This is a genomic window from Deinococcus rubellus (assembly GCF_025244745.1).
Lineage (GTDB): Bacteria > Deinococcota > Deinococci > Deinococcales > Deinococcaceae > Deinococcus > Deinococcus rubellus.
This window is the reverse complement of the sequence record NZ_CP104213.1, coordinates 2,308,810-2,327,621: the sequence shown is the minus strand read 5'-3', so window position 1 is coordinate 2,327,621 and position 18,812 is coordinate 2,308,810. Positions and strand designations below refer to the sequence as shown.

Genomic DNA, 18,812 nt, shown 5'->3' with positions numbered 1-18,812 from the left:
TCAGGGCGCGCTGCTGGTTGCCTGGCTCTGGGGCTGCTCGGCGGGCAGCGCGCCCCACTGGCTGATGATGGCGGCGGCCACGTCGCGGTAGATCGGGGCGGCCAGCATCGAGCCGTGATAGTCGTACCTGGCTCCGTGAACCATCACGGCGATGGTGATGCGCGGCGCTTCGGCAGGCCAGAACCCGGCGAAAACGCTGTCATAGACGGTGTCGCTGTACTTGCCGTTGACGACCACCTGAGCGGTGCCGGTCTTGCCCGCCAGTTCGTAGCCCTTGATTCCGGCGGCGGCGTGAATGCCGTCCTTGATGACGTTGAGAAGCAGGGTGTGAATGGTGCGGGCCGACTCCACCCGGACCACGTTGCGGCTGACCCCCGCCGGTTCGCCGGTCACCAGCCGGGGAGAAACGTAGCGCCCGTCGTTGGCCAGCGCGTTGTAGGCGGCGGCCAGTTGCAGCGGCGTGGCCGACATGCCCTGCCCGAAGGCGTTGGTGATGCGGACCAGATCGGTCCACTTGCTCAGCGGCTGGAGGCTGCCGCTGGCCGTGATCATGGTGGGCAGGTCCACGTCCTGCCCGAAGCCGAAGGCATGGAGGTAGGCGTAGAGTTTCTCGTTGGGAAAATGCTCGACGACGTGCGACATACCGACGTTGCTCGAATAGCGCAAGATGCCCTGGGTGGTGAGCGTCTTGGGATGATCCACCGCGTCGTGGATGGTGCTGCCCCACCTGCCGCCGACGTAGCGCTGCATCGGCGTGTCGTAGGTGGTGTCCGGGGTGGTCAGCCCCTCGTTGAGGGCGGCGGCCACCGTCAGCCCCTTGACCGTCGAACCCGGCTCGAAGCGGTCCAGAAAGGGACGGTTGCGCCGCGCGTCGGCGCTGTAACTTTTCCAGTTGTTGGGATCAAACGGCGGGTAGCTGGCCGCCGCGATGATCTTGCCGGTGCGGACCTCCATGACCACCACCGAGCCGTACTCGCCCTGGTGTTCCTTCACACCTTTGGCCAGCACGTTCTCGGCGGTGGCCTGAATGGCCGGGTCGAGCGTCACCGTCACGTTCTGTCCGGCGGAGAGCTGGGTGTTGTAGGCGGCTTCCATCCCTTCCAGACCGTCGGTGACGCCCATCATGCCGATGATCTGCCCGGCCATCTTGCCCTGCGGATAGACCCGTTTGCCGTCCACCGTGCGGGCCAGTACTGTGCCCGACTCGGTCAGGATGCTGCCCCGGCTTTGCAGCACCGCCCGCTTGATGTTCTGCGGCAGGCCCCATTCGAGCTGGGCGTAGGCCCACACCAGCGACATGAACGCCAGCAGCGCGATGACCTGGATGATGCGTGAGCGGTTGCGGATTTTCAGTTCCATGTCGGTGTCACCAGAGGCATTGAGGACCCCTTTCCTGAAGGCCGCCTACGCGGGGCCAGGAAAGCGGGAAGGAAAGTCGGATTGGGGGAGCAGGAGAAAAAGCCGGGTGAAGAGAGACGGCTCATTGGCTCAGCTTGTGCGGGTCGCTGGCCTGATCCGGCGCGGACCAGCGGGTGCTGACCTGAAACGAGGTGTCTTCCGGGGGCGGCGCGGGCAGGGCTGGGAGCGCCGGAATGTCGGCGCTGGTCTTGGGGGCCTGGGCGTACGGCACCATGCCCTGTGCAGCGGCCCATTCCAGTACGCGCGGGCCGGTGGTCAGGGTCTGGACTTCGAGCTCAAGGTGGTCGCGCTGGTTTTGCAGTTCGAGCACGTTGATCCTCAGCTCGCGCAGGTGCGGGTAGGTCTCGCGGGTGGCGTAGCGCAACCCCAGCAGTGCGGCGGCCAGCAGCACGTACACGCTGGTGTAGCGCAGCGCCCTGGCCCGCCAGACGCTCAAGCTGGCTTGCAGCGGCAGCGGACGGCTCACTGGCTGGCCTCCGGCAGTTTGCGGGCGGCGCGCAACTTGGCGCTGCGGGCGCGTGGGTTGCGCTGCTGCTCCTCGTCACTGGCCTCCACCGGGCGCTTGGTGAGCGCCTCGAAGTCGCCCCGGCTCTTCAGAAAGCGCTTGACGATGCGGTCTTCCAGGCTGTGAAAGCTGATGACGGCCAGTCGGCCTCCTGGCCTGAGCAGCGTTGCCGCCGCGTCCAGCCCGCTGCGCAGCGCGCCGAGTTCGTCGTTGACGTGAATCCTGAGGGCCTGGAAGGTGCGCCGCGCCGGGTGAATGCCGCGCGCGAAGCCGCCGGGGTAGGCCCGCTTGATGATCTCGGCGAGCTGGGTGGTGGTGGCAATCGGCTCATGCTCGCGTGCGGCCACGATGGCGCGGGCGATGCGGCGCGAGTGGCGCTCCTCGCCGTACTCGAAGATGAGGGCGGCGAGTTCCTCGGTGGGCAAATCGTTGACCACGTCGTAGGCGCTCTCGCCCGCCTGGCTCATGCGCATGTCCAGCGGGGCTTCGGTGTGGTAACTGAAACCCCGCTGGGCGTCGTCGAGCTGAAAACTGCTGACGCCGATATCGAGCAGCACGCCGTCAACCTGCTGGATACCGTAGGCGGCCAGCAGCGCCTGCATGTCGCGGTAATTGCCCTGCACGATGGTCAGCCCTTCCAGTTCACCCAGCCGCGAAAGGGCGTAGGGGTCCTGATCGATGCCGTAGACCCGCGCCCCGGCCTTGAGCAGCAGCCGGGTGTGGCCCGCGCCGCCCAGCGTGCCGTCCACAACCACGTCGCCGGGCTGCGGGTCAAGCGCTTCCAGTACCTCGGCAGCCAGCACCGGCAGGTGCGAGAGGGCGCTGGGCGACTGCTCGTCAGTGGGTTGGTCGTCGGTGATCTGGTCCGTGGGGGCGGGTGAAGCGGGATGGGCCGAATTGGAGAGGGTCGAATTGTGGCGGGGGCGAGCAGATTTTGTCGGCACGGCAAGGTTTCCTGACGCGGCCCTAGGCCACGAAGTTGATCAGTAATTCGGGGTGCGGCGGGTTGTCCTGCACCGCTTGAATGGCGGCGTCCCAGCGCTGCGGGTTCCACAACTCCAGGCGTCCGGGCGCACCGGCCACCACCACTTCGCTTTCTAGTCCGGCAAAACTTCGCAGCGGCTGCGGCACCATCAAACGGCTCTGGGCGTCGAGCCGGGCCTTGCTGGCCCCGGAATAGAAAAACCGCACGAAGGCCCGGCTGTGGGCGTCGGTGAGCGGCAGATGTTCGAGCTGCTCCTCGACGCGCTTCCACTTGGGCAGCGGAAACAGGTAGAGGCAGCCTTCCATGCCGCGCGTCAGAATCACGCCGTCCTCGACAAATTCACGAAAAGCCGGTGGCATCACCACACGGCCTTTGTCATCTATCGCGTAGGGGTATTCTCCAAACGGCAAGGGGCGGCTCTCCTTGTGAAAAGCAAAAAGTGAAGGGCAAAAAGAACAGAAGACGTCACGTCGGGCAACTTCTGGGACCGTTTCCCACCCGACTCAGGTTGAACATTCGCCTTCGATGAGCCAGAATCTGCGCCCACACAGCGTTCCGAGCCGGATAACGCGAGTGTAACACCCCTTACCACATTTTACCACCGTTTCCCACTTTTCCCCCAAAATCGGGTCTGCGCTTCCCCGGCTTCCCACCTCTCCGCCCTTTTTCGGCGCTGCCGACCCCGATCTGGGACATCCGACGTTGCTGCCGCCCCGTAAACTACGGGCATGACTGACCTCAGTAGCAATGCCCGGCAGGCGCTGACCACGCCCAGACTCAACGCGGCCATGAGCGGCGCACTGCTGGCTGGGACGGCGGTGGCGTTCGGCGCGTTCGGCGCTCACGCCCTGAAAAGTGCCATCAGCCCGGAAAACCTGGCCGTCTTCGAGACCGGCGTGCGCTACCAGATGTACCACGGCCTGGGGCTGCTGGTGCTGGGCGCGTACCCGCAGCAGCGCCGGGGGCCGATCTGGCTACTCTCGGGCACACTGATCTTCTCGGGCAGCCTCTACGCGCTGGCCCTGAGCGACGTCAAGGTGCTGGGGGCCATCACGCCCATCGGCGGCGTGCTGCAACTCGTCGGCTGGGGACTGGTGGCGCTCGATTTCCGCCGTGAGGTCCGGAAGAGCAGGCCGTGAGGTAAGCCGGGTTCGTCTCACTGCGCCTTATCTGGGCGTGAGACAATTTCACTCATGACTGTTCCCACTCCCTCGACCAGCCCAGCCAAGCCGCCGCGCAAGAAAGCGGGCGTTCCCAAGACCGTCTGGGACCTGCTGTTTACCCTGATCATCCCGATTGCCATTCTCAGCCCCAACATCCTGGGCAGCGGCATCAGTATCAGTGAGCAGGTCTTCGGCGGCGGCGTCACCGGCAACGTGCGGGCCTACCTGCTGGCCGCGCTGATTCCGGTGGTCTACGTGCTGGCCGACCTCGCCATCAACCGCACGGTGAGCGGCATCGCGCTGCTGGGCGGCGTGGTGGCGCTGGTGCGCGGGGCGCTGGCGTTCTGGTATGTGGACGGCGGCCCGCTGTTCGCCTTCAAGGACAGCGTGCCTTCGCTGCTGTTCGGGCTGCTGGCGCTCGGCAGTCTGCTGACCAAAACGCCGATCTTCCGGGTGGTTTTGGACGCTTCCACCCTCACCGAGAGTCCCGAGAACCGGGCCGCCACCCAGAAAGCGCTGCACGACACCCAGGTCAACGGCGCGGTGCGGGCCGCCACCGTCTCCTACGGCCTGGTCGAACTGGTGTCGTCGGTGATCAACTACTTCGTGAACCTGCACCTGGTGGTCGGCAAGTTTGGCTCCGACAGCTTCAACGCCCAGGTGGCCCAGGCCAACGCCGTGATGAGGATTCCCGGTCTGGTGCTGAGCCTCATCGGCGTGGGCGTGGGCATCTGGCTGATTCAGGTGGCGGTCAAGAAGCGCTACGGCAAGGAAGCCGACATCTTCTCGCCGGAAAAGCTGGCGCGGTTGCAGGAGGCGGGAGCGGAATAAAGGTGCCCAATGCACTGCGCCCCCGCCTGAAGCATGGGCGGGGGCGCAGTGTTCAGGTTCTGACGCCCAATGCCCGCAGCCGCACATAATCCGCCACCCACGCTTCTCCATTCCACAAGCGGTGCCGCGCCAGTTCCTCGGCCCTGGCGATCACTGAGGCCCGCTCCACTTCGCTCAGGGGTGAAAGCCAGCTGGAGCCGAAGCCCACCAGCCAGGCCCGGAAGCCGTCTTCACCGCTCAGCACCGAGGGGCGCTCGAACAGGTGCAGGCGCTCCACCGTGAAGCCCGCCGCTTCCAGCAATGTTGCCAGTTGGCCGGAACTGGGAAACGTCCAGGGGTGCTTCAGCGCGGGCAATCCCAGTTCGCTGAGTGCTTGCTCCACCGACTCGCGCACCGCCAATACGTTCGCGCCGCCGCCCATTTCCAGCGCCAGCCGTCCGCCGGGAACCAGGGTGCGGGCCACCCCGGCGAACACGCTGTCCAGCGGGACCATCCAGTGAAGCGCGGCATTGCTGAAGACCGCTTCGAATGCGGCCTGGTAGTGGAGGGTGTGGGCATCCTGCACCTCGAATGCCAGGCCCGGATGCTGTGCTTGCGCCGCCGCGATCATGGCGGCCGAGGCGTCCACGCCCGTCACCTGCGCGCCGCTCTCGGCGATCTGGGCGCTGAGTTCGCCGCTGCCGCAGCCCAGATCGAGAATGCGTTCGCCCGCTGCTGGCCGCAACCAGTCCGAGACCAGGTCGCGGCTCGATTCATAGACGAAGGCGTGGCGCTCGCGGTACTGCCCGGCGTTCCAGTGGTCGGTGGTAGAGTCGGTCATCTGGTTTTACTCTACGTGGTAGGAGTGGGGGAGCGCCGCCTCGCGCCCCGCCGCGCTACACTCCCGGCGTGAAACTGGCCGATCTTCAATTGTTACCAGACGATTCGCGGCCCGCTGCCCTGCGCGACTGGGTCCCGGTGCAGGATGAGGTGCTTGGTGCAGCAGCGCTGGCCCTTGGCACGGGCTTGCCGGATCTGGCGCGGCGCTGGGCACAGTCGGCGGGTCCGGCGGGCGCGGCGTTGGAGGCGGCGGCGGCCCTGCGTCTCGGACAGCTTCAGGAAGCCCTGGAGCTGATTGGCCCCTTGCCTGGCGACGCCCGCCGCGCCGTGCTGCTGGCCCGTGCCCACTGGCTCGGCGGCGACCCCGATTCCTGCTGGGCCGAGGCCGCCCGAAGCCAGGCCCGCCAGGAGGGGGACGCCCCCGCCCTGGTCGCCGCCGTGACAGTGCTGGGCGAGGTGCAACTCAGTGACGCCCGCGCTGCGCTCAGGACATTGGCTGAGGGACTGAAGGTGGCCGAGATGACCGGAGAGGCCGCCGACGCGCACCTGCTGGCGGTGCTGGCCTACGTTCAGCGCTTCGTGGGCAGCGGCGCTATGGGCAGCGAGGTTAAAGCGCACCGCACCGCCCATAAAGCGCTGGAACGCTCAGCTCCCCGCAGTCCGGCGCGGGTCTGGGCGCTGCTGGCCCTGGGCCGTGAAGTGGAGGCCAGAGCCGAGGCCGAGGCGGGCCAACTGGCGGCGGGCTGGTGGCCCCGGCACTGACCAATAAACTAGAGGTTAACCGATCAAACGGCGCGGCCCAGCCGGGTGAAGGGCTGGGCCGCGCTGAGCAAGTCGTCTTATTTATCCAGCGGATCGGGATTTCTCGAAGCTTCCTCGCCCTCTTTCAGGGTGAAGGGGTGGCGGCGCATGTGGTCGCGCTCGGCCTCGTCGCCGACGCCACTGTAGTCTTCCTTGCGCGGCGGCAATTCCTTGCCCAGATCGGTCATCACGGCCTCGTCGTCTGGCCCCACCGGATCAACCTGTTGACTGGCCTGCTGATCCTGGCTCCCGAGCTGAACTGTCGTGGTCTGAACCGTCGTCGTATCGTCACTCATGCGTTCTTCCTCCTTGGCCCGCCAGATACGCGAGGCGGCGCTGACCACGCTCAGGCGCGGCTGGTGCTCCACGAAAGCCGGAGCGTTGCCCATCACCGAACCTGTCGGTGCGTCCGAGGTCGGTACCGGGTGACCCGTATCCTGGCCCAGATCGGGCAAATCACCGAGGTTGGGTTCGGCTGCTGGGCTGCCGAGCGGGTCGCCTTTGGTCAGCTTGACCGGGGGCGACACTGCCAGGACCGTTTCGCTTGCTGGGCGGGTGCGGGCCGCCGCCGCCTGAACCGCCTCGCGGTGCGTCTCGGCCTCGTCCGCCGCCTCGCCGAGTTCGGCGATCAGGTGCTCACGGGCCGCGATTTCCTCGTCGAGCCGCCGCACGTCTTCTCGCAGATCGCCGAGCACCGCCGGGTCAGCCTCGGCGTGGTAGGCCCGGCCCAGGCGGGCGTATAAGCTGTCGAGTTCGCGGGAGAGCTGGTAAACCTCCAGCCGCAAGCGGGCGCTCTGGGCCACTTCCTCGCCCCGACGCTGAACTTTCTCGGCTCCCCGTTTGACAGAACTGAAGATGTTATCGAGCATGCATGTTCAGTCTGTACCAACCCAGCCGCGTTTGGGTGAAGGGCTATTGAGCGCGGCCTTCACGTTCTCGCGCTCCAGGCGGGCGGCGTCCTCGGCGTCGCCCCGCTTGACCTGAAGGTCTTCCAGGGTCTGCGACAGCACATGCCTCAGCTGAGTCAGCCCCTCGCCGCTGTGGGCGCTAACGGCCACGCCGCCCAGGCGCATTCTCTCTCTCTCCAGGGTCTCGGCGTCGGTCTGGTCGGCCTTGTTGAGCGCCACCACCGTGGGCAAGTCCCCAATGTCCAGATCGTCCAGAATGCGCTGCACGGCTGCGTAGCGGGTATCGGCCCCCGGCGCGGCGGCGTCCACCACATGCAGCAGCACGTCGGCGTCGCCGATTTCTTCCAGTGTGGCGCGAAAGGCCCGGCTCAGATCGGTGGGCAAATCGCGGATAAAGCCCACCGTGTCGGTGTAGACCACCGGCCCGATGCCTTCAAGAAAGCCCTGACGGCTGGTGGGCCGCAGCGTGGCGAACAGCTTGTTCTCGGCCAGTACCTTGCGTGGTTCCTCGGCGGCGTGGGTAAAGGCGTTGAGCAGAGTCGACTTGCCCGCATTGGTGTAGCCCACGATGCTGATGACCGGCACGTCGTTGCGGCTGCGCTGCTTGCGGCGTTCCTCGCGCCGCACCGCGACTTCCTTGAGTTGATTTTCCAGAAACGACAGGCGGTCGTTGATGCGCCGCCGATCGAGTTCCAGCTTGGTTTCGCCGGGACCGCGTGTGCCGATGGCCCCGCCCGCCGCCGAGCCGCCCGACGCGCCGATGCGCGAGAGCCGGCTGCCCGCGCCCAGCAGACGCGGCTTCATGTAACGCAGCTGCGCCAGTTCGACTTGCAGCCGCGACTCGACGCCCTGGGCGTGCAGCGCGAAGATGTCCAGAATCAGCTGGGTGCGGTCGAGTACCTTGAGGCCAGTGGCTTCCTCGATCTCGCGGGCCTGCGCCGCGCCGAGTTCCTGGCCGAAGATCAGCAGGTCGGCGTCCTCGTGGTAGGCCTTGCTGGTCAGTTCTTCGAGCTTGCCCGCGCCAATCAAGGTGCCGGGCTTGAGGTGACGCCTGAAGATCAGCTCGCGGTAGACCACCTCGGCCCCGGCGGTGAGGGCCAGTTCGCCCAGCTCGTCGAGGCGCTCCTCGGCGTCGAATTCACCCTGGTCGATTTGCACCAGAATGGCCCGCTCGCGGTCTTTCTTGGCCTCACGGGTGCGCTGGGCGCGGGCGATTTCCTCTTCGAGGGCGCTGACCTGCGCGCCCAGATCGAAGTTTTCCATCTCGCTGGGGCTGGCCGGTGGGTACACGCGCCAGTCCTCCTCCTCGCCCACCGTGCCGGGCGGCGTCAGGTGCGCCAGATGCACGTTGCCGGGCAGGCCGCTGCCTTGAACCTCGATGGCCGCCACCGCGTCGAGGCGGCTGAGAAACAGCGCCGAGAGGTCGCCCTTGCTCAGCCCGCCGCCCTTGGGGTGGGTGTGCAGCAAATGAAAGCCTGAGAGCCGGGTTTCGCCCTTGCGGAGGCTGGGCAGCTCGGCTCCCTTGGCGTCGGCCACTGATACGCTGATCACGCGGCCCCGGCGGTCAATCAGCACGCTGATTTCGCGCCGGATTTCGTGCGAGAGTTCGCTGAGGTTGCGTGCCAGCTCCGGGCTGGTCACGCTGCCAGGCGCGAGGCGGCGGCGGTACAGGTTACTCAGGCTCTTTTGCTGGGCGGTCTTGAGGCCCGATAGATTACCGTGGACTTTCTCTATGGTGATTCACTTCCTTGGGGGGTGAGAAGGAAAGAGGGCAGACCCGGCCCGCAGAGTGGGGCAGGGCAGCGTTGAGACGTGAAAGGAGACTAGCGCAGCCCGGCGGACGCAACCGTGGGCGGGGGCCGGATCAGGTGAGCCGGGTCTGGGCTCAGCGCCGTGTGTTGAGGATCATGCGGCCAGTATCGGCGCTGGGCAGGGCCGCCCGCATCGGCATAATGGCCTGGGGCATGGGTCTGGGCAACGGGCCTGGGTGAATGGATCTGACTCAGTCCAGCACCTGCGAGGCCAGCCAGCGCTCGAAATCGGGCAGGGCCATCGGCGGAGCGTAGAAGTAGCCCTGGGCGGCGTGGCAGCCTGCTGTCCGCAGAAGCTGGGCCTGGGCCTGCGTCTCCACGCCCACCGCGATCACATTGAGCCCCAGCTTGCGCGACAGATCCACGGTGCCTTCCAGCAGCGCCAGCGGGCGCGGGCCGCTGAGCAGGTTGGCGACGAAGGAAGGGTGCAGCTTGACGCCGCTGAGGGCGAAGCGCTCGAGCGCGGTGAGGCTCGACGCGCCGTCGCCGAAATCGTCCACCCAGATCTGTGCGCCCGCAGCCCGCAGCTCGGCCAGAGCGGCATTGATGTGCTCCGGGTCGCCAGGCCGGGTGGGGTCCGGCTGAATGAGGCTGCCTGCGCTGAGTTCGAGGTCGAGGCCGCCCACACTGCGCACCTGGGCACCGAGTTCGGCCAGCAACTCCTCATCGAGCAGTTCGGGCGCGCTGAGGTTGAGGCTCAGTCTGAGTTTGGGGTGGCTGCTTTGCCAGCGCTGCCGCTGGGCGCTCACCTCGGCCACCACCCAGCGCCCCAGACTGGGCAGCAGCCCGGCGCGGGCGACCAGTGGCAGAAACTGAGCGGGCGAGAGCTGGCCGCGCACCGGATGCTGCCACCGCAGCAAGACCTCCGCCGCCTGCACCCGGCCATGCTGCAAGCTCACCACCGGCTGAAACTGCAAGCTGAACTGGGCGGGCAGGGCGGCGCGCAGATCGTGTTCGAGTTCCATCAGATCGGTCTCGAAACTCATCAGCTCGGGCCGGTAGGCCTGGCGTCCGGCGCGTCCGGTGCGGCGGGCGGCCAGCAGCGCGGTGCGGGCGTGCTCAAAAAGCTGATCGACTGGCTCCTCGCCGCAGGCCACCCCCACGCTGGCCGTGATCCGCAGTTCGCGTCCGCTGACCCGCAGCGGCAGGGTCAGCAGGCGCTGCACCTCGCTGGCCAGCAGCAGTCCCGCCGCACTGGCGACGCCCGGCAGCACCAGCGCGAAGTGCTCGCCGTCAAGCCGGGCCACCTGGGCGTCCTTGCGCCAGTGGTGCAGCCGGGCCGCCACCTGAATCAGCAGATGATCGCCCGCCGATCTTCCCAGCGCCGTTTGCAGCACGCCGAACTCATCGAGGCTCAGGCTCAGGACGCCCAGCGACTCACCCTGGCGGTGCAGTAGTTTGGCCCGCAGCCCCGGCCAGTTGGGCAGCCCGGTCAGCGGATCGTGGGCCGCGTCGTGCTTGAGGCGGTCTTCGAGGTGGCGCACGGCGGTCACGTCGTGGAGGTAGAGGGCCAGCGGCTCGCCCTTGTGCGGCGCGCCCTCGCCGGTGACGAGCCGCGCGGCGGTGATGGTCACGTAACGGCGCAGGCCGTCGGGCCGGGTCAACACCGCCGAGAGGTCGCCGCCCTCCAGACTGGCCTGGGTGGTCAGCGTCACGGGTGAGAGCGGGGTCAGGTCGGGGCGCGAGAGTTGCACGCCCAGCGCGCGCAGCAGCTTGCCAAACGCCACACCGCCCGGCACGTTGAGCGCCGCCTTGTCCACGCCGAGCAGCTTGGCGGCGGCCTCGCTGGCCAGCCAGACCGGGCGCTCGCCGCTGTCGTCGGCAGCTCCCAGCAGCAAGGTCGCCTGCGGGCTGTGGGCGATGACGCCCGCCAGCAGGTCCTGCTGCATCCCGCTGAATGGTTGGCGCTCGTGAAAGTGAAACTCCGCGACCAGCAGCGCCTCGCCCTGGTCGCCTTCCGCTGCCGCCTGCGCCTCGCCCCGGTGCAGCGAGATGCTGGCGCGCTCCCCACCCATCACCTGCACGGCACACTCGAAGCGCTGCTGCGGTGCGGCCAGCGCCTCGGCGAGCGCCTGCTTGAGCTGCCGCTGGGCGTCCGGCGCATCGGACCAGATCGGCCAGTTCCACAGCGGGGTGGACTGTGGGTCGGGCGCTTCGGGCAGGCTGCGGCGCAGCGACTCGCTTCTCTCCAGCACCTCGCCCTCGGCGCTCAGGACGGCGGTGGGCAGCCGCGCACCGTGCAGCAGCGCCTGCACCCGTGAGGAGAGCGAAACCTCGCGGCTGACGTCGTACATGGTCCAGAGTGCGCCTGCCGCTGCACCGCCGTAGTAGGGCCGCATCTGTGAGCGCAGCCACACGCCAGGACGGTTCTGGGTGCCGGGCAGCCATTCGCGCTCCTGCCGCACGGCCCGGCCCGAGGCCGCCTGTTGCAGAAATTGGGCGGTTTCGCGGCGCTGCGAGAATACCTGCTCGAACGCCTGGCCGATGACCTGGGCTGCGCTCAGGCCGTGCAGCTCCAGAAACCTCCGGCTGACCTGCTGAAACACCAGATCGCCGCTGAGCCAGGCAGCTCCCTCGGGCAACTGGGTGATCAGCACGTTGGCCTCGCGCTGCGCGCCGTCGTCCTGGGCAGCGGCCAGCAGCATGGTCAGCAGTTGCACGCTGCCCTCGGCCACCGTCTGGGCCGACCACAGCAGGCCCAGCAGCGCGCCGTCGCGGGTCAGCCAGATCAGCTCGCCGCTGTCGAACCAGGCGTCCGGCGGCGTCAGGTCGCGCACGCTGATCGCCGGGGCGTCGGCGCTGAGCAGCAGCACCTGCTGGCCCAGACTGGCCAGCAGGGACGCGCCGGGAGCGTGGCTTTTCAGCAACTCTCGTAAGGTGTCAGGCAGGGCTGGATTTACGGTTAGGGTCATGGATGCGGCGTCCTCTCTGCTTCCCATTGTCCTCACCGCGTCTTACAGGGGCCATGCAAAGTGCCGCCGGACCGCAAAAAATCAGACTGAACATGGAAAAACAGCGGCCAGGTGCGGTAAAAGTGGTCAGCCACCAGTGACCTGGAGCCGCTGATGTCGGCCCAGCGCGGCTTTGTGGACTGACAGGACTCTGACCGGTTCGGACGGCCCAGCCTGTAGCCTGAAGGTATGACCGATTCTCGTGCCAGTGCCCGCTTCGCCGTGTATTTTGTGCCGCCCACTGGGAGCGCTCACTATCAGCTCGGTAGCGGGCTACTCGGCTACGATCTGCGCGCCCGGCAAGCCTCGCCGCTGCCCGACTTCCTGCGGCCTGAGTGGCAGACCAGTGCCTCGCCCTACGGCTTTCACCTGACGGTGGTGGAGGGCTTTTACACCGATCCCGAGCGGCTCGGTGACATCGAAAGGGAAATGCGGTCCTGCCTGGCCTGCCTCGCGCCGGGGGCCGACGTGGGCCTCAGCGGCGGCCATATCGAGGCGTGGGACGACGGCGAGACCTGGGTGCAGCGCTTCACGCCGAGTCCGGCGCTGCTGGTGCTGCACACGTTGCTGCTCTCACGGCTCTCGGAATTCGCCACTGCCTCACCGTTTGCCGGGGAAGTGGCCGAGGGCAAATACAACCGGCCCTTCGAGCAGGCCAGGATGCGGCTGCTGCAGACTCCACGTGGCCTGGACACCTTCCAGCCGCACTTCACGCTGGTTCAGCCCTACGGCGGCTTCCAGGCGGAGGAGCTGCAAGTTCGCCTGGAAGCCCTGATGTGTCCCCACCCGGCGCTCAGGATTGCGGCGCTGGCGCTGTGCCTCAAGCCGCCGGGCGAGACCCACTGGCAGATTTTGCGAGAGGTTCCACTCGAAACTGACTTGGCTGAAACTGATTGAGAGCGTCATGCTGTCTAGATGAGAGTCGCCTCATCGTCAGAAAGAGCCGGGTCAGGCGGGGGCGCTTAACTTCTCTCTATGCTCTCCCGTCAATGGATTGTTTGGAACGGTTCGCGCTTCGCTTCGCGCCGCGAGGTCGGCTTCGTGCGCGCCGGTCACCCGGAGCGGGTGCGCGAGATCGCTTTGGCACTGGGCCGCGAACTGCGGCTGGGCCGCGCCGAATTGCGTGCGCTGGGTGAGGCGGCGCGGCTGCACGATCTCGGGCGTGCGCTGTTGCCGCCCTACGCGGACGAGAAGTTGCACCCCAGGGTCGGGGCTGACCTGCTGCTGGGCCAGGATCTGCCGCTCGGCACACGGGAAGCAGTCTTGCATCACCACGAGCGCTGGGACGGACGCGGCTACCCGCACGGGCTACGCGGCAGCGCCATTCCGCGCCTGGCCCGTATACTGGCCGTCGCCAACGCCGCCGATCACCTGGGCCGCTTGCCGGCGGAAATACTGGCCGAGCGTCTGGCCTGGGAGCGTGGGCTGGCACTTGACGCCGAGATCGTGAACGCGTATCTGCGGATGGTGGGGTTGTGAGGGGGAGGTGTGCTGCCGAGCAGCCCGTGCCTGAGAGTTGAGCGGGGGCGGATTACTCCCTTTCGACGGGTCGCTGGTGGCCTGCGTCCAGAAAGGCGCGTTGCCACTTCATGATGATGTCCCGGTGAGTGCCAAGACGCTCGGCCACATCCCGAAGGCTGTCTCTGCTGAGCATGGAGCGAGTTCATGCTCAGGACTTACCTTTCACCTGGTTACTACGCCACATTTTCGTGCGTCACCTACTCCAGGAATCGCGGCGTTATGTAGCAGTAGACAGGGTCATACATTCACGCTGTGCCGACCATCACGCTCGTTTGACCTGGAGGACTATCGCCACTCGCTGCGTGAATTCGCTTGACGTCTCCGTTGCAGGTGGTCCAACTTACTTGTGTCTCGTACATGAGGTGAATACGGATGGCGACCTTTCTTGAATGTGTCTGAAGAGGTATTGCTCTCAAGGCTTGAAGCCAGAAATGCGAACCTGCCAGAGGGAGTATTTCAGATACCGACATCGAAACTGCTCGAGTGAATGCAGATTTTTCAGGCTCCTAACGAAGATGAACTGATCTAAAAAACGTCACTACGCAGCGTGTGATTTATGGTTGTGCTGAGGAGTGACTCTTGAACGGTAGCTTTTTGAATTTCTCTTTTGCTCTTTGTCGATCATCATTCCGTTGCCATCCTTGCGTATCTCCATCGCGCTACCCATGTCTCCCAGCTGACCCACATCAAGGTGGTTCTCAAGCGGCCAATTCGCCGCCATTTCTGAGCGGGCAGTGAGTTCTACCGCCCCACCCGCCCGGACTTTGACTCGCTGGTAACGGTTGCTCACCGCCCGCCTCTCTACACTGAAGGTATGAAGCGCCGCCCGCTGATGACCGCCTGCCTGCTGACCCTCCCCGCGCTGCTCAGTGCCTGTCTGCCTGCGCCGCTGCGAAGCCAGTCGGGCTCGTCCCTGACGCTGACGGCGCAGCTCGACGACACCCTTAAGGTGGCCGAGGGCGAGTACCGCCGCCCCGGCCCGGCGCAGTTGCGGGTGCAGGCGAGTGGCGCTTCTCCGGAAACCTACCTTTATGCGCTGGTGCTGCCGGACCAGGCGCACCCATCCGCAGCGGCCCGACTGCTCATGCCTACGCCTCAGCCGCTCCCCGGCGGCCAGACCGCGACCTTCGACCTGCCGCCCGCCTCCGGCTTTACCCAGGTGTTCGTGGTAGGCAGCCCGCGCACGCTGATGTTCCCGGCGCTGGGGAGCAACGTGGGCCAGCTCTCCGAAGCGCTCAAAGCGGCCACCGCTGGCCTGCCTGCCGCAAGCTGGAACGTGACCACCCAGGTCTACCGGGCGGGTGACTACGGGCAGCTCCGGGTGCTGAGCGAACCGTCCGGAGCGAATGTCTATCTGGGCGGCAACTACAGAGGCCGCACCCCGCTGACCCTCAGCGCCGTGCCAGCGGGCAACCTGGCGCTGCGCCTGGAACTTCAGAACTACGCGCCGCTGACCCGGACCGTGACGGTGCGCCCGGATCAGCTCGCGGAAGTGAAGGTGGGCCTGCGTCCGCAGCCCGCCGTAGGCCACCTGAACGTGCAGAGCACGCTGCCTGCCCAGGTGCAGGCACTGGGCAGTCTTAAAGAAGTGCGCGGCCCCGCGCCACTGAGTGCCGATCTGCCCGCCGGGGACTATGCCCTGACCCTGACGCCGCTCGGGTCACCGCTCAAGGCTGCCTGGCTGGGCCTGAGCGTGGCCCGCAATCAGACGGTCAACGTCTGGTGCGCGCCGGAGGGTGAGCGACTGAGTTGCCAGATCCAGTGAGACCAGTCCAGTGAGCAGGTTTTTGTGAGGTCCCGGCCTTCAATGACGGGCCAGCTCGCCGCGCCGCCGGAGCCGCTGGGCCTGGCCCGCCGCCGGGCGCGCGGCGCAGGGTTGATCACGGCGGCGCTGCTGGCCGTGATGTGGGGACAGGAACTCACCGACCAGTTGGTCTTCGGGGGCCGTCTGGACGCCTATGGCATCGTGCCGCGCCACCTCGACACGCTCAGTCATATCTTCACTGCGCCCTTCTTGCACGGCAGTTTCACACACCTGATTGGCAACTCGCTGCCGCTGGCCATTCTGGCTTTCCTCAATGCCCTGCGCGGCGCGGCCCGCTTCGTGCTGGCCACCCTGATCATCATGGTGATAGGCGGAGCATTGGTGTGGCTGCTGGGGCGAGGCGGCAACCACCTGGGGGCCAGCGAACTGGTATTTGGCTACTTCGGGCTGCTGCTGGCCAGCGCCTGGCACGAGCGCCGCACTGGGCCGGTCATCGCGGCGCTGGTGGCTCTGCTGCTCTACGGCGGGGCTCTCTGGGGCGTGCTCCCCCGTGACCCCCGGATTTCCTGGGAAAGTCACCTGTTCGGTTTTATCGCGGGTATGCTGGCCGCCCGCTGGTTGAGTGCCGCCAACCCGAAACGACCCCGTCGCCCTGCCACTGTTGAGCGTTTCAGGAGATGAGATGACCATTGCCCCCTTGTCCGCCCTGCTGACCCTGCTGCCTGACGCCGCCGAGCTGAGCGTGGCCGATCTGCCGCGCAGCCTGGCGTTTTACCAGACCGTGTTGGGGTTCAGTGTACTTTCGCGGACGGTGACGCGGGCCGAGCTGGGCGTCGCGGGCGCGAAGCAGCCTCTGCTAATTCTGCACGCGCTCGAGCGGCCTGCTGCGCCCGCGACTCGCGCCACCGGCCTCTACCATTTGGCGCTGCTGCTGCCCTCACGGGCTGATCTGGGGAGATTGCTGCGGCACGTCGCCGGGCTGAATGTGCCGATCGGTGCGTCCGACCATCTGGTGAGCGAGGCCATCTATCTCACTGATCCCGACGGTCACGGCATTGAGGTTTACCGTGACCGGCCCCGCAGCGAGTGGCCGTATGAAGCGGGGCCGCGAGGTCGGCAGGTGAAGATGGCCACCGACCCGCTCGACGTTCAGGGCGTCCTGGGCAGCGCCGGGAACACGGTCTGGAGCGGCCTTCCAGCGGCTACCCGGCTGGGCCACCTGCACCTGAAAGTCAGCGACCAGCAGGCGGCCAGCCAGTTTTACCAGGCGCTCGGCTTCGAACTGATGACCGAGTTTCCCGGCGCGTCGTTTCTGGCGGTGGGCGGCTACCATCACCACCTGGGTTTCAACGTCTGGGAGAGTCGGGGGGCCAGCCCGCCAGCGGCCAACACGCCCGCGCTCCGGCTGGCCCGCTTCACTCTGGAGGCCGCCGAGTTTCCGGCGCTGCTGGCACGGCTGGAAGCGGCCCAGATGTCGGTGCAGGCCAGTGCCGACCAGACCACCAACGACTGGGCTGAGCTGAGCGATCCCAGCGGCAACCGGCTGCGCTTCTCGCGGCGCTGAAGGCCGCTTCACCGGTCTCTGCACCAGTCCTGCGCCTTGCCCGGCTAGAGTCGGGACATGACCCAGTCTTCTCAGATGCCCGGCGGCCCCGAACTCGACCACACCGATCTCACCGTCGGCGGCATGACCTGCGACCACTGCGTGCGGGCCGTGACTCAGGCCCTCAAGGGTGTGCTGGGCGTGAAGGAAGCCTCGGTGGACCTCAGCAGCGGCCTGGCGCGTGTGCGCGGTGAGGCCGACCCCCAGGCACTCCTCGACGCCGTGAAAGAGGAGGGCTACACGGCGGCGCTGCGGGAGTAAAACAGGCCTCAGCCCTTACTCTTCGAGTCGCCGTATTTCCCCGACCACACGGTAAAACCCGCCCGCATCTTCGAGCTGGTCAACGACGTAGCTCGCGCCCATCTGCCTGAGGGTGCGGGGAAACTGAACATTCCAGTCCTGAAAAGCCTGGGTGTTGCGTGCCGGATCGGGTTTGACCCTGAGCTTGCCGCCCTCCTGGACGACCTTGAGCACCACCTGCCCGGCCACCTGAGACGTGGTGGTTAGGGTACCCACCGGAGTCTGCGTCTGCACCGTCGCGGCCATTTTGACGTCGCGGGCCGTCACCTGCACGCCCTGCCTGGCATTCTCGGTGGCCTGGGGGCTGACATCCAGGGCGGCCAGGGAGCCGTTCGAGGTCACGATATAGAGCCGCTCGCCGCTGTACTGCATGCTGAGGGCCGCGCCGTATTTCGTGCCTAGTTTCCAGAGGCGCTCTCCGGCCTTGTTGAAGCAGTAGACGGCTGAGCTGCTGTCGCCTGCGAAGACGAATTCGCCGTCCGGACTTGTCGCACACGAGAACACGGCCGCGTCGCAGCGGTAATTCTGAACTGCCTGACCGGACTTGGTAAACCGCTGAATCTGGTTGCTGGAGGTGCCTGCGTAAAGGTCGCTGCCTTCCTGCCAGCCAAACAACACGCTGCCGCTGGTCTTGTGGTGCCACAGCGGAAAGCCGCTCTCGCGGTCGAGTTGCCCGACGCCGCCCGAGTGTCCGTAGTACACGCCTGCCTGATCGACTCGGACCATCCAGGCCATGTGGGCGTGCTGGCCGACCTGCGCCCACTGCTGCTCGCTCTCGGCGTCGAAGGCGTGAATGCTGCCCTGGCTGTCGGCGACGCCCAGCATCCCGCCCTGCAAATCCATCCACAGAATCGAATGCTGGCTTTCGACTTCGTAGGCTACAAACGGAAGCTTGCCGCTCAGATCGTAGACATTGCCGTCGTCGCAACCGGCGAAGGTGCGGTGCTGATCGCTCACCAGGCACTTGACGCCGTCAGGCAACTTGAACGAGCGCTGCACCTCGCCGTCGGGCGACAGGGCGTAGATCTCGCCCGCGTCGTTGCCCACCCAGACGTTGTTCTGGTCCGCGAAAATGCCGAAGGCGGCGCTGGACGTTTTGAACTTCCAGAGGACCGGAGCCGCAGACTTGGTCGTGGGGGCCGTTTCGGTGATCTCGCGGCGAATGACGGTGCGCTTTTGCCGGACGCCCTGTACCGCTTCCTGGTAGCCCTTGCGCTGCTTTTCCCTGATCTTTTTGGCCGCTTCCGCCCCGGCCTGCTCGGGCGTGGCGAAGCCCTTGCTGCTGCTCTGACCGGGCGTGCCGATCCGTCCGAAGCGCAGGGTCAGTACCGAATCTTCCACGATTACTTCGTAGAATTTATGCTCACTTCCGACCTCGTCCGAGAATTCCAGATACGTTTTCGACATGTTTTGAGGATAGAGGCTCACCC

At 66.6% G+C, this 18,812-nt stretch carries 18 protein-coding genes; 9 read left to right on the top strand and 9 right to left on the bottom strand.

What is annotated here, in order from left to right:
- From N0D28_RS11980 to mraZ, 4 genes are all read right to left on the bottom strand, one after another.
- On the bottom strand, positions 1-1,359 hold the full coding sequence (locus N0D28_RS11980; RefSeq protein ID WP_260559744.1) for a peptidoglycan D,D-transpeptidase FtsI family protein: 1,359 nt from the start codon (positions 1,357-1,359) through the stop codon (positions 1-3).
- Positions 1,360-1,480: 121 nt separating this feature from the next.
- Positions 1,481-1,885: a hypothetical protein gene (locus N0D28_RS11975; protein ID WP_260559743.1), complete on the bottom strand. Its 405-nt coding sequence runs from the start codon at positions 1,883-1,885 to the stop codon at positions 1,481-1,483.
- Positions 1,882-2,784 carry a 16S rRNA (cytosine(1402)-N(4))-methyltransferase RsmH gene (gene rsmH, locus N0D28_RS11970; RefSeq protein ID WP_260561892.1) on the bottom strand — a complete coding sequence of 301 codons (903 nt, stop codon included), beginning with the start codon at positions 2,782-2,784 and terminating at the stop codon, positions 1,882-1,884. Before rsmH ends, N0D28_RS11975 begins: the two co-directional genes overlap by 4 nt.
- A gap of 106 nt (positions 2,785-2,890) precedes the next feature.
- Complete coding sequence (gene mraZ, locus N0D28_RS11965; protein ID WP_312846406.1) at positions 2,891-3,319, bottom strand: division/cell wall cluster transcriptional repressor MraZ; 429 nt, start codon at positions 3,317-3,319, stop codon at positions 2,891-2,893.
- A gap of 318 nt (positions 3,320-3,637) precedes the next feature.
- Here mraZ and N0D28_RS11960 point away from each other — a divergent pair, with 318 nt between their 5' ends.
- On the top strand, positions 3,638-4,048 hold the full coding sequence (locus N0D28_RS11960; RefSeq protein ID WP_425556359.1) for a DUF423 domain-containing protein: 411 nt from the start codon (positions 3,638-3,640) through the stop codon (positions 4,046-4,048).
- A 54-nt stretch (positions 4,049-4,102) separates the two neighbouring features.
- Positions 4,103-4,903, top strand: a complete 801-nt coding sequence (locus tag N0D28_RS11955; protein ID WP_260559741.1) for a VC0807 family protein — start codon at positions 4,103-4,105, stop codon at positions 4,901-4,903.
- 52 nt (positions 4,904-4,955) lie between these two features.
- Here N0D28_RS11955 and N0D28_RS11950 read toward each other — a convergent pair whose 3' ends face one another.
- Entirely contained in the window at positions 4,956-5,723 is a 768-nt protein-coding gene (locus N0D28_RS11950) for a class I SAM-dependent methyltransferase (RefSeq protein ID WP_260559740.1), read from the bottom strand.
- Between the two features lie 68 nt (positions 5,724-5,791).
- Between N0D28_RS11950 and N0D28_RS11945 the strand changes: the two genes are divergently transcribed.
- Positions 5,792-6,484 (top strand): hypothetical protein, encoded by a 693-nt coding sequence (locus N0D28_RS11945; protein WP_260559739.1) that lies wholly within the window; start codon positions 5,792-5,794, stop codon positions 6,482-6,484.
- A 77-nt stretch (positions 6,485-6,561) separates the two neighbouring features.
- Here the strand turns inward: N0D28_RS11945 and N0D28_RS11940 are convergent, their stop codons facing one another.
- The 3 genes from N0D28_RS11940 to N0D28_RS11930 all read right to left on the bottom strand — a co-directional run bounded on the left by N0D28_RS11940 (position 6,562) and on the right by N0D28_RS11930 (position 12,154).
- Positions 6,562-7,392: a hypothetical protein gene (locus N0D28_RS11940; protein WP_260559738.1), complete on the bottom strand. Its 831-nt coding sequence runs from the start codon at positions 7,390-7,392 to the stop codon at positions 6,562-6,564.
- A gap of 6 nt (positions 7,393-7,398) precedes the next feature.
- Positions 7,399-9,165 (bottom strand): GTPase HflX, encoded by a 1,767-nt coding sequence (gene hflX, locus N0D28_RS11935; protein ID WP_260561890.1) that lies wholly within the window; start codon positions 9,163-9,165, stop codon positions 7,399-7,401.
- Between the two features lie 268 nt (positions 9,166-9,433).
- Positions 9,434-12,154 (bottom strand): sensor domain-containing protein, encoded by a 2,721-nt coding sequence (locus tag N0D28_RS11930; RefSeq protein ID WP_260559737.1) that lies wholly within the window; start codon positions 12,152-12,154, stop codon positions 9,434-9,436.
- 228 nt (positions 12,155-12,382) lie between these two features.
- On the opposite strand from N0D28_RS11930, the gene N0D28_RS11925 reads away from it, so the two are divergent.
- From N0D28_RS11925 to N0D28_RS11900, 6 genes are all read left to right on the top strand, one after another.
- Positions 12,383-13,090 (top strand): hypothetical protein, encoded by a 708-nt coding sequence (locus N0D28_RS11925; RefSeq protein WP_260559736.1) that lies wholly within the window; start codon positions 12,383-12,385, stop codon positions 13,088-13,090.
- Between the two features lie 78 nt (positions 13,091-13,168).
- Positions 13,169-13,672 carry an HD-GYP domain-containing protein gene (locus tag N0D28_RS11920; RefSeq protein ID WP_260559735.1) on the top strand — a complete coding sequence of 168 codons (504 nt, stop codon included), beginning with the start codon at positions 13,169-13,171 and terminating at the stop codon, positions 13,670-13,672.
- Positions 13,673-14,528: 856 nt separating this feature from the next.
- Positions 14,529-15,479, top strand: coding sequence for a PEGA domain-containing protein (locus N0D28_RS11915; protein ID WP_260559734.1), 951 nt, complete (start codon positions 14,529-14,531; stop codon positions 15,477-15,479).
- A 42-nt stretch (positions 15,480-15,521) separates the two neighbouring features.
- A complete protein-coding gene (locus N0D28_RS11910) occupies positions 15,522-16,160 on the top strand; it encodes a rhomboid family intramembrane serine protease (RefSeq protein WP_260559733.1) in 639 nt (212 codons plus the stop codon).
- Between the two features lies 1 nt (position 16,161).
- Positions 16,162-17,043 (top strand): VOC family protein, encoded by an 882-nt coding sequence (locus N0D28_RS11905; RefSeq protein WP_260559732.1) that lies wholly within the window; start codon positions 16,162-16,164, stop codon positions 17,041-17,043.
- Between the two features lie 57 nt (positions 17,044-17,100).
- Entirely contained in the window at positions 17,101-17,343 is a 243-nt protein-coding gene (locus N0D28_RS11900) for a CopZ family metallochaperone (protein ID WP_260559731.1), read from the top strand.
- Between the two features lie 15 nt (positions 17,344-17,358).
- Here the strand turns inward: N0D28_RS11900 and N0D28_RS11895 are convergent, their stop codons facing one another.
- Positions 17,359-18,789, bottom strand: a complete 1,431-nt coding sequence (locus N0D28_RS11895) for a WGR domain-containing protein (protein WP_260559730.1) — start codon at positions 18,787-18,789, stop codon at positions 17,359-17,361.
- Positions 18,790-18,812 lie beyond the last annotated feature (23 nt).